General features: G+C 42.1%; 14 protein-coding genes. 10 read left to right on the top strand and 4 right to left on the bottom strand.

Features of this window, described 5'->3' with window-relative positions; all coding sequences use genetic code 11:
• The 9 genes from ACTF5Q_RS11745 to ACTF5Q_RS11705 form a co-directional block, all read left to right on the top strand.
• Positions 1 to 695: ester cyclase (locus ACTF5Q_RS11745; protein WP_438954787.1), on the top strand; the 695-nt coding region annotated here is incomplete at its 5' end.
• 2 nt (positions 696 to 697) lie between these two features.
• A complete protein-coding gene (locus ACTF5Q_RS11740) occupies positions 698 to 1,459 on the top strand; it encodes an SDR family NAD(P)-dependent oxidoreductase (RefSeq protein ID WP_438954786.1) in 762 nt (253 codons plus the stop codon).
• Positions 1,459 to 2,484: a LacI family DNA-binding transcriptional regulator gene (locus ACTF5Q_RS11735; RefSeq protein WP_438954785.1), complete on the top strand. Its 1,026-nt coding sequence runs from the start codon at positions 1,459 to 1,461 to the stop codon at positions 2,482 to 2,484. The genes ACTF5Q_RS11740 and ACTF5Q_RS11735 overlap by 1 nt, the downstream gene beginning before the upstream one ends.
• Complete coding sequence (locus tag ACTF5Q_RS11730) at positions 2,481 to 3,455, top strand: ester cyclase (protein WP_438954784.1); 975 nt, start codon at positions 2,481 to 2,483, stop codon at positions 3,453 to 3,455. Before ACTF5Q_RS11735 ends, ACTF5Q_RS11730 begins: the two co-directional genes overlap by 4 nt.
• A gap of 6 nt (positions 3,456 to 3,461) precedes the next feature.
• A complete protein-coding gene (locus ACTF5Q_RS11725) occupies positions 3,462 to 4,433 on the top strand; it encodes a cupin domain-containing protein (RefSeq protein ID WP_438954783.1) in 972 nt (323 codons plus the stop codon).
• A 3-nt stretch (positions 4,434 to 4,436) separates the two neighbouring features.
• Complete coding sequence (locus ACTF5Q_RS11720) at positions 4,437 to 5,555, top strand: cobalamin-independent methionine synthase II family protein (RefSeq protein ID WP_438954782.1); 1,119 nt, start codon at positions 4,437 to 4,439, stop codon at positions 5,553 to 5,555.
• A gap of 2 nt (positions 5,556 to 5,557) precedes the next feature.
• Positions 5,558 to 6,274, top strand: a complete 717-nt coding sequence (locus ACTF5Q_RS11715) for an alpha/beta fold hydrolase (protein WP_438954781.1) — start codon at positions 5,558 to 5,560, stop codon at positions 6,272 to 6,274.
• Positions 6,262 to 7,038 (top strand): HpcH/HpaI aldolase family protein, encoded by a 777-nt coding sequence (locus ACTF5Q_RS11710; RefSeq protein ID WP_438954780.1) that lies wholly within the window; start codon positions 6,262 to 6,264, stop codon positions 7,036 to 7,038. Before ACTF5Q_RS11715 ends, ACTF5Q_RS11710 begins: the two co-directional genes overlap by 13 nt.
• Positions 7,039 to 7,049: 11 nt before the next feature.
• Positions 7,050 to 7,658 (top strand): flavin reductase family protein, encoded by a 609-nt coding sequence (locus tag ACTF5Q_RS11705; RefSeq protein WP_438954779.1) that lies wholly within the window; start codon positions 7,050 to 7,052, stop codon positions 7,656 to 7,658.
• A gap of 4 nt (positions 7,659 to 7,662) precedes the next feature.
• On the opposite strand, the gene ACTF5Q_RS11700 is transcribed toward ACTF5Q_RS11705, so the two are convergent.
• From ACTF5Q_RS11700 to ACTF5Q_RS11685, 4 genes are all read right to left on the bottom strand, one after another.
• Entirely contained in the window at positions 7,663 to 8,226 is a 564-nt protein-coding gene (locus tag ACTF5Q_RS11700; RefSeq protein WP_438954778.1) for a VOC family protein, read from the bottom strand.
• 115 nt (positions 8,227 to 8,341) lie between these two features.
• Positions 8,342 to 10,696, bottom strand: coding sequence for a TRAP transporter large permease (locus ACTF5Q_RS11695; RefSeq protein ID WP_438954777.1), 2,355 nt, complete (start codon positions 10,694 to 10,696; stop codon positions 8,342 to 8,344).
• 1 nt (position 10,697) lies between these two features.
• Positions 10,698 to 11,618 carry a TRAP transporter small permease subunit gene (locus ACTF5Q_RS11690; protein ID WP_438954776.1) on the bottom strand — a complete coding sequence of 307 codons (921 nt, stop codon included), beginning with the start codon at positions 11,616 to 11,618 and terminating at the stop codon, positions 10,698 to 10,700.
• Positions 11,619 to 11,701: 83 nt separating this feature from the next.
• The gene (locus ACTF5Q_RS11685; RefSeq protein ID WP_155528102.1) at positions 11,702 to 12,787 is read right to left on the bottom strand and encodes a twin-arginine translocation signal domain-containing protein; all 1,086 of its coding nucleotides are present in this window, start codon (positions 12,785 to 12,787) and stop codon (positions 11,702 to 11,704) included.
• A gap of 319 nt (positions 12,788 to 13,106) precedes the next feature.
• On the opposite strand from ACTF5Q_RS11685, the gene ACTF5Q_RS11680 reads away from it, so the two are divergent.
• On the top strand, positions 13,107 to 13,381 hold a 275-nt coding region (locus ACTF5Q_RS11680; RefSeq protein ID WP_438954775.1), incomplete at its 3' end, for a gamma-glutamyltransferase.

The raw sequence follows: 13,381 nt of genomic DNA, 5'->3' as shown, positions 1-13,381 counted from the left end.
AAGAAGAGAAAATATCTGAAATGCATTTCATATGGGATATTCCAGAACTCATGATGCAGGCTAATGCATGGCCTATGGCGCCGCAGCTAGGAGCTTATCTTTGTACTCCTGGTCCTATGAGTTGTGATGGTTTAAATGCATCAGGGGATGGAACAAAAGCTTTGTCTCATGTGAAAGATATGGAAACAGCTCTTTGTAGACATCCAGATAACCCAGATCCAAGCGTTATGGAGCTGGAAAAATATTGGCATCCAAAGTTTAATTGGTATGGTCCAGCAGGGATTGGTACCAGTAGAGGAATTGCAGGTTTTCGTCATTGGCATCAAATACCATTTTTGCGCGCTATGCCTGACCGTAAGGTAGATCCTACGGGCGATCGGCTGGCATCTTCGGAAATGTATGATTTGCATTCTCATTATATCGCTCAAGGTGCATATGTTTGTGAAACAGGCTGGCCGAATATGAGAATGAAGCTCACTCATGATGGGTGGATGGGAATTGCTCCAGCTGGTCGTGAGATTACGCTAAGGAGCCTAGATTTTTGGCGACTTGAAAATGGGTTAATAAGAGAAAATTGGGTGCAGATTGATGTTTTACATACCTATGCGCAGTTAGGCGTTGATGTTCTGGCGCGACTTGGCGAGTTCAATAAGTCCCGTAACCTTTCTCCTATAACTTTTGAAAAGGATTACTGAGTATGATTTTACCAGAAATGCCCTCAATGTCTTTAGATGGGAAAGTTGCTCTCATAACTGGTGCCTCATCTGGTATTGGACAAGGTGCTGCCGTTGCTCTTGCTCAAACGGGAGCTCATGTTCTTTGTGCTGCAAGGGGTAAAAAGCGCTTGCTAGAGACAGTGGAACAACTTTTAGGCAAAGGGTGGAAAGCAGAAGCTTTCATTCTGGACGTTACTGATCAAGCTAAAGTTAAAGATCTATTTTCTAAAAACAAGATCGATATTGTTGTTAACTCGGCTGGCCTTGCCCGCCACTCACCTGCCTTGGAGACACGTTCTGAGGATTTTGATGATGTCATCGACGTAAATTTGAAATCAGCATATTTTCTATCGTCTATTGCTGCAAGAGCAATGATTAAAAGCAAAATAAAAGGTTCAATAATCCATGTGTCCAGTCAAATGGCCTATGTTGGTGGTATAGACCGAGCCGTTTACTCAGCTTCAAAGCATGCTCTCGAAGGGATGATAAAGTCAATGGCAATCGAATGGGGTGATAAAGATATAAGAATAAATTCTGTATGCCCTACCTTTATTCGAACACCGTTGACCGAACCCACATTCCAAAATCCAGAGCGGGTTAAGTGGATTAAAGAAAAAATAAAGTTAGGTAGGGTCGGCACCGTATCGGACGTAATGGGCGCAATATTCTACTTGGCTTCCGATCTGTCAGAATTAGTGACTGGCACTTCGATACTTGTTGATGGAGGTTGGACCGCGGATTGATGGCTGAACGCATTACTTCAGTAATGGTTGCGGAAGTGGCTGGGGTTTCTCAGGCAGCTGTTTCTCGGGTTTTTACACCTGGTGCATCGGTATCAAAAAAGACTGCAGAAAAAGTAAGGAGAGCCGCTAACCAATTAGGATATAGACCAAATTCATTGGCCAGAGCTATGGTTTCTGGAAAATCTCGCATTATTGGTCTCGTAGTTGCATATTTAGATAACTATTTTTACCCAGACGCCGTGGAAAAACTATCGAATGCGTTTCAGAAACGCGGTTATCATGTTTTGGTTTTTATGGCATCGAATACTGCGGATAAAATCGATAGTGTTATGCAAGAAATTCTAGATTACCAGGTTGATGGGATTGTCTTAGCGTCTGTTGCGCTCTCTTCAGAAATTACAAAGCGTTGTAAAGAAAACGGAGTTCCAGTTGTATTATTCAACAGAAGTCAAGACAATCCAAACATCAGTGCAGTTACATCAGACAATTATAAGGGCGGAGCCGAAGTAGCAAACCTGCTATTAAAAGATGGTCATGAAAAAATTGCTTACCTTGCTGGTTGGGAGGGCGCATCGACACAACGCGATAGAGAGGCCGGTTTTGTTGATGCATTGCGTAAAGCAGGAAAAAGCATAGTATCTAGAAGTGTTGGGAATTTTAGGACTGAGCAAACTAGAGACGCTGCCCTATCATTATTCAATGTAGCAGCATCAAAAAGACCTGACGCAATTTTTGTAGCAAATGATCATATGGCATTAACGACCATGGATGTAATACGTTTCTCGTTGAACTTATCCATACCAAATGACGTAGCCATTGTGGGTTTTGATGATGTACCTCCCGCCTCATGGCCAGCATATAATCTTACTACAGTCCGCCAAAGGGCAAATAAAATGGTCGAATGTACAGTAGATATAATTCTCGAAAAAATAGAGCAATCAGATAACGGTAAATCTATTCAAATTAAAATACCCAGTCCAATTGTTGTAAGAGGCACAACACGCAATCTTGAAGGTGAAATATGAAAGGTTTTGATAGTAAATTTTCTGATTTTCCGGATTATATTTTGGGAATAACAAAAGAGATTTGGGAGAATCGTGGCCTCTCCACTTTGGATAGTTATTACGCAGAGGATATTATCGTTCGGTCTCCCACATCTATCGTGGTAGGTAACAAAGGCGTTATTGGTGCCACAATGGCGACGTTGGCGGAGTTTCCTGATCGTAGACTTTTAGGAGAGGATGTAATTTGGTCTGGAACTCCCGAACAAGGTATGCTGAGTTCTCACCGAATTTTGTCTACTGCTACACATGCTGGGCATGGCATTTATGGCGAGGCGACTGGGAAAAAAGTCATTTATCGGGTTATTGCTGATTGTCATGCAATTGAGAATAAAATTAATGATGAATGGTTAGTTCGAGATCAAGGTGCGATCGTAAGGCAGCTTGGTGCAACTCCATTAGATTACACTCGTAGTTTAATTCTTGCAGAGGGTGGCCCAGACAGTTGTTTGAAACCTTTTAACCCTGAGGATGATATTAAAGGTCCATACATTGAACGGGGTAATTCTAATGAGTGGGGTAAAAAATACGCCGCAGTGTTAACTGATATTATGTGTTCTGATTTTACCAGTATCAGGCAAAATTATGACCGTGCACTTGTGGCAGAGCTACCAGGAGGTAGAACGGCTTATTCTTATGATGGTATTGATGAGTTCTGGATGGGGTTAAGAGCATCTTTTCCGAATGCTAAATTTGAGGTCCATCATACTATCGGCCTTGATGAGAAAATGCTCTCTCCTCGATCTGCAATTCGTTGGAGCTTATCCGGCAAACATGACGGATTGGGTGCTTTCGGAAAACCAACAGGCGCTGATGTTTATATTATGGGTATAAGTCACGCGGAGTTTGGTCCGCGCGGAATTAGGCGAGAGTTCACAGTTTTTGATGAGGTCGCGATCTGGAAGCAAATATTACTACACTCAGGGGAGGTATGAATTTTGATGAATGATGTGACAGAAAAAATAGAAAAGCGGCTTGTTCGTTATGGTGACTTATTGCCATGTAAAACAGCATTTATTGATGCCCATACTCCTGGGTCGGATCAAAAAGAAAACTTCACGATTATTGGAGGTGGGGTTTCAGAAAGTGTGGACCAACATGTACATATAAATCTTCCTCATGGATTTAATATTGGTGCGGCTGGGCAACCACCTAGATGTAGAAATTCGCTACATTCACACAGAACGGCCGAAGTATTTTTTGTACTATCAGGTCGTTGGAGGTTCTTCTGGGGTCGATGGGGAAAAGCTGGAGAAGTGGTTTTAGAAGCAGGTGATATATTTAATATTCCGACAGGCATATTTCGTGGATTTGAAAATATTGGAACAGATTACGGGATGATAATGGCAATACTGGGTGGTGATGATGCTGGTGGCGGAGTGATTTGGGCGCCCCAAGTAATTGAAGATGCCTCAGATCATGGTCTTATTTTATCCGAGAAAGGCCGTCTGTATGATACTAAAAAGGGTCAGGCGCTTCCACCTAATGAAAAACCAATGCCTAAACTCACAGATAAAGAACTTTTAAATTACCCAGAACCATCAACCTCGGAAGTAGTGCCTAATCATGTTGCCCGGTATTGGGATATGGTAGCTTTATCAGACACATCACCCGCCAAAGTTATAGGTGAAACTGGTATGTTGAGAGACAAGCCAGGTTTTGAGGTAGAATTTTTGACCCGTAACTCATGTGGTGATGAAATGGAGCAGCTAGATCGTAGTGATGTTATTATGCCGGTCAGGGGACACTGGAAATTAATTTATGAGGGAGGATCATTAACTCTGAACCCCGGCGACACAGTGTCAGTTCCTAGCGGTGTGCCACATAGAGTAGAACCAGCAATGACGGGCCATTGTTCGCTGTATAGAATTAGAGCGACCTCCGATCCCGCTGGCCCAACTTGGAAAGGGTAACCAATGAGTATAAAAACGACCCACGTCGGTTCTCTTCCACGCACTCAAAAGGTAGTAGACTACATCTTCGCTAGAGAAAATAAGACGCCCTTTTCTCAGAACGAGTTTGACTCAGTAATGAGTGAGGCTGTTCTGGAAACTGTCGAGAAGCAAGTGAGGGCGGGAATAAATATTGTGTCGGATGGGGAAACTTCAAAAATTTCATATGCAACTTATGTAAAGGATAGATACACTGGATTTGATGGAGACAGCCCACGTAACGCTCCCGCTGATCTGCAGCAATTTCCCTCCTTTCTTAAACGCCTGGCGGATGATGGTGGAACTCCGCAGTATTCAAGGCCCATGTGTGTTGGAGAGGTAAAGTCAAAGGGACAGGGTGAACTTGAAAAGGACATTGCAAACCTGAAGTCTGCGCTTTTGGCATCTGGTGCTGAAAGGGGCTTCATGAATGCAGCCTCCCCAGGTGTTATTTCTCTATTTTTACAAAATGATTATTACCCATCTCGTGAGAACTATTTAGAAGCATTAGCTGAAGCTATGAAAGCTGAGTACGAAACAATTGTGGCGGCGGGTTTAGACTTACAACTTGATTGCCCAGATTTAGCACTATCCCGCCATATGTTGTTTAATGATTTAAGTGATGATGAATTTATTAGGATTGCCGGCTCTCATGTTGAAGCTCTTAATTATGCTCTTTCGGACGTACCACAAGAGAAAGTTCGGGTTCATATATGTTGGGGAAATTATGAGGGTCCTCATGTTTGTGATATTCCGATGTCAAAAATGTTTGATACGCTTATGGCCACTAAAGCGGGATATGTACTGTTTGAAACATCTAACCCAAGACATGGTCATGAATGGACAGTGTTTAAGGATCGCAAGGCAGACATACCAGATGATAAAATACTCGTGCCAGGCGTTGTGGATACCACTACAAACTTTGTAGAACATCCCGATTTAGTTGCCCAAAGATTGGAGCGCTTTGTAAACATAGTGGGCAGAGACAGAGTTATTGCTGGCAGTGATTGTGGTTTTGGTACTTTTGCAGGTTTTGGTACAGTTGATCCAGAAATAGCGTATGCTAAGCTTGCAAGTCTTTCCCAAGGTGCTCAAAAAGTTTAGGAATGGAGCAGGTTGTTCTTCTACCAGGTTTAATGTGCGATGAGCGCTTATTTGAACCACTGATAAAACTTCTAAAGCCCAAATATCACGTGCATGTTCCAATAATGGATACCCAAAAGAGTATAGATGGGATGGCCAAGTACCTGTTAAATATCATAAGTGGTCCATTTCATCTGGTTGGCTTATCAATGGGGGGAATCATAGCAATGACGGTTGCGATAAAAGATCCAGGCCGTGTGAAATCAATGGTTTTGATGGACACAAGCCCACATTCGGATAGTGTACGGAAGCAAGCTGTTCGGGATAAGCAGATAGAAACAGTCAACCAGCCGTCAGATTTGGCAAAAATAGTGGCCCAAGAATTAAAGCCAAACTATGTACATGATAGATCCTCAAATGAACATGTACTGAAGTTATGTATGAAAATGGCTATGGATTTGGGTAGTGATGTATTTATTAATCAATGCTCGGCGTTGCGAAATAGAAAGAGTTTAATGGACTCACTCTCATTTATTGACTGTAGAACCCTAGTTCTCTGCGGTGAACATGATAAGCTTTGCCCTGTAACTGTGCACGAAGAAATAGAGGCAAAAATCTCAAACGCAGAATTATCAATTATTCCAAATTGTGGACATTTACCGATTCTAGAGAAGCCAAAGCTGTCTACAGAGAAAATTTTAGCATTTCTGGGTGAGGGGAGGAATGAATGTCGCGTATAGGTTCATTTAAATCTCGCATATTATCACGTGAACTTATGGTGGGCACATTTCTGAAAACACCTCATTATGTGATGATTGAGATTTTTGCTCAAAGCGGGTTTGATTTTTTATGTTTAGATGCAGAGCACGCACCATTTGACAGACGCGCGGTCGACGAATGCATGGCGGTTTCCCGTGCGTTGGATTTTCCCGTTTTGGTAAGAGTTGGGGATACTAGTCATCGAGAGATTTTATGGGCATTAGATTGTGGCGCTGTTGGTATTGTTGCACCCCATATTGAAACTGTAAATCAAGCAGAAGAATTAGCAAAAGCAGCAAGGTTTGGACTTGGTGGAAGGGGATATGCAGGGTCATCGCGTTGGGCTGGTTATGCGACAAAAAAAATGCCAGATCTTTTGCAACAATCAAAGAATGAGACGGTGGTAATTGCCCAAATAGAGGAACCCGCTGCAGTTGAAATTGCAGGTTCAATCGCCAAAATAAATGGAATCGATGGGCTTTTTTCAGGTCCGGCTGATTTGTCAGTGGGAATGGGCTTTGAAAATCAAGAGTCAAATGAGCTAAAAGCTGCACTGAAGAGAGTTGGTGAAGCAGCCAAGGCGAGTGGTAAAGGGTATGCAAGTTTTGTTGGTGATGCTAGTCAGGCAGGATCCTGGGCAGAAGACTATGATGTTAATATGTTTTTTGTTGGCTCAGAGCACAGTTTTATACGCAAGAAAGCAGATGAAATTGCAGCACAAATTAAGGCAATCCACGAAATATAAAAAGGTGTTTTATGTATTATGACCCAAGTAAAGGACATGGGCTGCCCCACAATCCATTCAATGCAATCGTATCTCCCCGGCCAATAGGTTGGGTATCAACGCGGAGTAAGGACGGTATTGACAATTTGGCACCATATTCTTTTTTTAATGCCGTCGCGTATACTCCTCCACAGGTTATGTTCTCAGCAACCTCCGCCAAAGCTGATCAGGATGAAACTAAAGATACGGTGGCTAATATCCGAGAAACGGGCGTATTTTGCGTAAACATTGTTTCGGAAAAGCAGCTATCTGAAATGAATAAATCTTCTCAGGCTTTGTCTAAGGAAATAGATGAATTTGAGTTTTCTGATATTGAGAAGCAAGAATGTAACGCCATAAATTGTCCTTTGGTTGCCGGTGGACCAGCAGCATTAGAGTGTAAAATGACTGAAATAGTTAAATTATCTGGCCAGGCAAATTTTGCCGTTTTTGGCCAGGTCATTGGGGTTCACATGCGTGATGATTGTATAATTGACGGCCGTTTTGAGATAAAAAAATATAATCCTGTCTCTCGGTTAGGTTACCGCGACTACGCAATTATAAAGGATTATTTTGAGCTGAGGCGTCCAGATGATAATTGAAAATTCACAAACTGTCTCGTTGCGATGTAATGTCCTCGATCGCTTCTGCGATGTGCTCTTGCTGGATATTATAAGCCCCTTTGCTAACTCGTATTCTATGCGCTCTAATCATAACATCTGCTATCCGGCTGCCTTCTGGAATAACAAATGTGTAATAGGCAAGTTCAATTAATAAACCTAGCGGATCTCTAAAGTATATTGATTTCATAAATCCACGATCTTTAGGGCCAGTGTACGTTATTTGGCGTTCCCTAAGTCGACCTTCAACTTGCTCGAATACCGCTTGACTCAATTCAAAGGCTATATGATGTATGGCACCGGTTTCCTGGGAAACTTTCTTATTTATATCTTTTCGTTTTTCGTCTGTAAAAATTGTAATCAACCGTCCATCGCCGGGGTCAAAATAAAGATGAGACTCATCAGCATTGTCTAAATTTGGTTGTTCAAAGACAAAGGGCATTCCAAGGACGCCTTGCCAAAAATCAATAGAAATTTTTCGAGAGGCTCCGACCAGTGTAAGATGGTGAACACCTTGGGTTGGGATAGTTGCGAAAGTCTTATTTGGCAATTTTAACCTACTTTGTTTTGGCTACGTAAGTATGACTTACAATATTAGTTGTTGATATACTTGCTGAGGCTTGTCACAAATCATGTAGTTATTACTATAACAAAATATGTCAAATTTATTTCAGTAAATCTGGAACTATCGTCACAATTTGTGGAAATACCGCTAGTAATCCAAGGCCAACTAACTGAATGACGACAAATGGTAAAACCCCCCGATAAATTTGACGGGTAGTAACGTGCGATGGTGCAACGCCTCTCAGATAAAACAGTGCAAAGCCAAATGGCGGTGTCAGAAATGATGTTTGTAAATTTATTGCAACCATTATGGTCACCCAGCTGGGGTCAAATGATCCACCGTAGATCACCGGGCCAACAATTGGAATGACAATATATATTATTTCTAAGAAATCTAAAACGAACCCCAGAATAAAAAGAACAAGCATTACGATAAAGAATGCAGTCCATTCATTGGAGAAGCTTCTTAGAAACTGTTGGATATAGTGTTCTCCGCCAAAAGATATTAGAACCAAATTTAATATTTGAGACCCAATTAAAATTGTGAAGACCATCGACGTTACTTTTGCGGTTTCACGAACTACTGGCGCCAAAATATCTTCTTTGTAGAGATACCAACACGACCAAAAGATACCAAAAATTGTATAAATGAAGGCTGAAAATGCCACAATAAATGCCAGTATGTTTTCTAGAGCCATGTCAGGCCCAAGTCGCATATCAAAATTTATGCCTACTACCAGCATTACTATAATTGCGAGCGATATTCTCAGTACCGGCGTGACAGTCAATCCATTGCTGCTAAGCCTTCTCGCAGTAGCGAGTAAGATTGCTCCACCAGCGCCAAGCGCGGCAGCCGGAGTCGGGTTGGTAATTCCTCCTAAAATAGAGCCAAGGACTGCAACGATTAATACTAGAGGTGGAAATACTATTCTTATAAGATCATTTGCAAATAAACGGTTTAATGCCTCTTTGACACCGTAGAGTGCAATTAGTCCAGGTATGGCAATCAATAATGTAGTTACGCCTGGACTACTCAATGCTGAAACAAAGAGAATATCACATAATAGCATTAAAACAACGCCAATAGCGCCAATAAGAAGTGGTCGGGTATCTTTTGTAAAATCTATCGCTCTGCCAAGCATAAGGGTCACGCCCAACAATAAAGCACTAAGACCAATGCCTGTACCGATGGGTGACATTCCCGCTAGTTTTTCGTCAAGAAGTACAGCTCGCTCCTCATCTGAGAGTTGCCTGGATTCCTGAACGCCGCCAGCTGCTTCAAGTGCTACTTGTTGCGCAACTGCTGCATCCCAAGCTTCTTTGCCGTGAAGTTCAATCATAGATGTAGCACATTTGGGATCAACATTTGTACGCAGTGCAGCACCTTCCATAATATCAGAGTAAGTATCTACAATCGTAGATTGGCTCCCGACCAAGTTAAATTCAATTGAAAGAAGAAACACCGCTAAGGCGCCAATTGGTAGAAGGAGAGACCACATTAGAAGTTCATTCCGGCCAGCACCGTAATAACTTCCATCGCTTCCATCGGCTTGTATAGCTGGAGCTTTGGATGGGTTAAGCAGTGCAAAGCAAAAGGCATATAAAGCATACAATAGGGCGAGCATAATCCCCGGAAGAAGCGCTGCCTGGAAGAGGGTGCCTACAGAAACAACAGCAGGCTTGCCCAAATAAGTCAATGCATCCGTACAGCCTGCCAGTTGGGCTCGATCTTCTTGTGCTGCAGAATAGATATCTCCCGTTAGTGTTCCCAATAAAACAATGACAATTGAAGGCGGAATGATTTGTCCTAATGTACCCGATGCAGCGATAACACCTGTTGCTAATTCAGGTGAATAGTTATTTCGCAACATTGTTGGAAGTGCTAGAAGGCCCATTGTAACAACCGTTGCTCCGACAATTCCTGTTGAGGCTGCCAGAAAAGCTCCCACCACCACAATTGAAACAGCCAAACCGCCTGGAAGAGGGCCGAAAATATTAGCCATTTTGGTAAGAAGTTCGTCAGCTATGCGGGATCGTTCTAGTGTAATACCCATAAGAACGAACATTAAAACCGCAAGTAGTGTTTCAATAGACTGCCCTGCAAAAACCCTTTCATTCATGCGATTAACGACGAAGGATATATTTCGGTCGAGTGCAACTTCCCACCCTTGGGGGAATACTGGGTATTCGGCACGCGGTAATTCCGGATGTGTAAAAACAGATATCGCTTCAGATTTGAAACCCGAGGCTACTACGTCCTTAAACGCCTGGGAGCTTGTATCAATAGCTTCGTGAATTAATAAGCCTTGACCATCCAAAATAGCTATTATCGCAAATGCAATAACCCCAGCGCCACCAATTGCAAATGCTACTGGGAAACCTGAAAGTATAGCTCCAAATAAGGTTACGAATACAATAATAATGCCAATTTCTACGCCATCTAAACCAAATAACATATTACTTCTCCGCCGCTTCTGAGGTACGGATATCCAAATCCAAATATTTACCTTCTGATTTTTCTCCTTCACTCCATTCTAGAAAAGAGCGGTAGAAAAAGGCTAATGCATGAATTAAGATTAACGCTGTGTATGCAAGAATTAGCACCTTGAATAGAAAATACGCGTTGAATCCGTTGGGCGAAAAGCCAATGGTCTCTACATTCCAGCGCAATGCCCTGGCCTTCATGACTAGTTTTTCAACTGTATCGGATGCTGAAGGTTTTGGGACAATCAAATGTCGCCATAGAAAAAACCAGCTATACATCCAAATCAAGATCCCCGCAGGCAGCATAAACAATATACTGCCAAGCATGTCTATGATCCTTTTAGTTCGATAGCTGACAACAGAGTAAAATAAATCTACTCTAACATGTCCCCCTTGTACAAAAGTATAAGTAACGCAAAGAGCTACTATCATAGCATTATACAACTTTAAACTCTCGGCCCACCAGCTAACGTCAAATGAAATTGCCAAACCAAAACCAATGGTTATTTGAGATACTGCAAAGACGCGTTGTGCGAAGATTATTACAATTTGGACTAATACCATTGTCAAACCTGCCCAGGCAAAAAAACGGCCAGTAGTGTTTGCGATTAGTTCAAGGGTAGTCACTGTTTTCCACATGAGTGGTCTGAATAAAAGTGCTAGAATGGTATATATAGTTATGATTGCTGATATGATAAAAAATAGTTCAATCGAAGCGCCATAGTAAATAAAACGCATCAATGACTGTTTATCTTCCTTCGTATTATTCCAAGATAACCAATCCAACCACAACTCTGGCTGGCTTACCGCAGCAAAAATGTTTGGGATAACCGCTAAAATGTTTGCAAAAAACCACAGAAAGGGACTGTCGCTAAAACTTGTAACAACCTCCATCAATAACCTCTCGCAATAATGTACATCTTTGCATTAAAAAAGAGCGGACAAGTTCTTGTCCGCTCTGACATTTTAATCAACAATTATGCCAAGAATTTATTTCTTTTTTGCAAATAAAGTCCATCTGACATACCCATCCATCCATAAGTAGAAGCCATTGAAGCTTCATAGCTACCACGAATTGTTGCGAACAGATCATCACTCATTTCAGCATCTTGAGCTTCTTTAGCTGCTTTTCCGAAGGCTTCCCAAATAGAGTCGTCAAATTCCATCACTTTTACGCCGGCAGCCTTTAGCCTTTCCAATGCAGCACCATTGTTCGCGTTCGACTGAGCTAAGTTCCAACTATGAGTTGCCTCTGCAGCAGTCTCAACAATTGACTTTTGAGTATCAGTGAAAGACTCATATACATCTAAATTAAATGATGCACAAAGTGCTGATCCAGGCTCATGGAAACCTGCAGTATAATAAAATTTGCAGATTTCTTGAAAACCCAAACGTTCATCTGCAAATGGACCAATCCACTCGGCCCCATCAATTGAACCTGATGCGAGCGCTTGATAGATTTCACCACCTGGAACGTTTTGAACTGAAGCTCCGGTCAGACCCAGAGCCTTACCGCCAAAGCCAGGCATTCTAAACTTCAAGCCTTGAAGATCTGCAGCAGAATTGATTTCTTTATTGAACCAACCACCTGGTTGATGCCCGGTGTTACCGGCTATCATGGGCCTCAAGTTAAAAATTGACCCCAACTCATGGTGTAATTCTTGGCCTCCGTTGTGATAATACCAGCTCATAAATTCTGGCCCAGTCATTCCGAATGGCACAGACGTAAAATATGCCAGACCAGGATGCTGCCCAAGAAAATAATATTCGGCAGAATGGTAAAGGTCTGCCTGACCAGCGCTCACCGCATCAAAGACTTCGAATGCGCCAACAAGAGTTCCTGCAGGCTTTTTATCAATGGTCAATTGACCATCAGTCATAGCAGTAACACGATCAGCGAAATTTTGAGCCGCGTCATCAAAAACTGCGAATCCCTCTGGTACAGAGGTAACCATGGTTAGTGTGCGTTTACCTTGTGCGTAAACGGGAGCTGCCAGTGTTGTTGCTGCTGCTGTTGCTCCTACTCCTACTGTGGAGTTTTTCAAAAAAGAACGACGATCCATTAAATCTCCTCCCGAGTTATAGTTCTCGTACAAATTAGTTCTCGTAACGTAAATTTGGTTCATTTTTTAGATTGTCAAGCAATCTGGCGGGTTGGTTACTTTAATTTTCTCTGTAATACCAGAACAAAAGCGCTCGTCCCGTTGGAAATAAATTTAAAGCATTAAAATAAAAGTAGAATTGATTTAATTATAGCCACTTGATTTATATTAATTTTTTTATTTTGACAGATAATGTTACTCTTTTTGGGACTAAAAGTCAGTGATTCTGTGAGTTTGTATCGGCTAACGCGACTAGTGTTGAAAAATATAGGATTTTAAAATGATTGAAACCGCTTATGGTACGAAAATAGCATTTACGGCGCCGCACAGATTAGCAACGAAAGCTGGTTTTGATATCCTTGAGGCAGGCGGGACAGCCGTTGAGGCGATGGTAGCCGCCGCCGCTCAAGTTGCTGTCGTCTATCCACATATGAATAGCATTGGCGGTGATGGTTTCTGGTTGATAAAAAAAATGGACCAAGCCCCTATTGCCATCTCTGCGTGCGGTCATGCAGCTGAAAAAGCCACTCTCGATTGGTATAATAAAAAAGGATT

Source organism: Candidatus Salinivivens marinus, assembly GCF_965655845.1.
Lineage (GTDB): Bacteria > Pseudomonadota > Alphaproteobacteria > Rhodobacterales > Rhodobacteraceae > Salinivivens > Salinivivens marinus.
This window is presented reverse-complemented; position numbering and strand designations above follow the sequence as displayed.

Coding starts and splice junctions, on each gene's coding strand:
- ACTF5Q_RS11740 (WP_438954786.1), top strand. CDS start 698: ATGATTTTACCAGAAATGCCCTCAATGTCTTTAGATGGGAAAGTTGCT.
- ACTF5Q_RS11735 (WP_438954785.1), top strand. CDS start 1,459: ATGGCTGAACGCATTACTTCAGTAATGGTTGCGGAAGTGGCTGGGGTT.
- ACTF5Q_RS11730 (WP_438954784.1), top strand. CDS start 2,481: ATGAAAGGTTTTGATAGTAAATTTTCTGATTTTCCGGATTATATTTTG.
- ACTF5Q_RS11725 (WP_438954783.1), top strand. CDS start 3,462: ATGAATGATGTGACAGAAAAAATAGAAAAGCGGCTTGTTCGTTATGGT.
- ACTF5Q_RS11720 (WP_438954782.1), top strand. CDS start 4,437: ATGAGTATAAAAACGACCCACGTCGGTTCTCTTCCACGCACTCAAAAG.
- ACTF5Q_RS11715 (WP_438954781.1), top strand. CDS start 5,558: ATGGAGCAGGTTGTTCTTCTACCAGGTTTAATGTGCGATGAGCGCTTA.
- ACTF5Q_RS11710 (WP_438954780.1), top strand. CDS start 6,262: ATGTCGCGTATAGGTTCATTTAAATCTCGCATATTATCACGTGAACTT.
- ACTF5Q_RS11705 (WP_438954779.1), top strand. CDS start 7,050: ATGTATTATGACCCAAGTAAAGGACATGGGCTGCCCCACAATCCATTC.
- ACTF5Q_RS11695 (WP_438954777.1), bottom strand. CDS start 10,696: ATGTTATTTGGTTTAGATGGCGTAGAAATTGGCATTATTATTGTATTC.
- ACTF5Q_RS11690 (WP_438954776.1), bottom strand. CDS start 11,618: ATGGAGGTTGTTACAAGTTTTAGCGACAGTCCCTTTCTGTGGTTTTTT.
- ACTF5Q_RS11685 (WP_155528102.1), bottom strand. CDS start 12,787: ATGGATCGTCGTTCTTTTTTGAAAAACTCCACAGTAGGAGTAGGAGCA.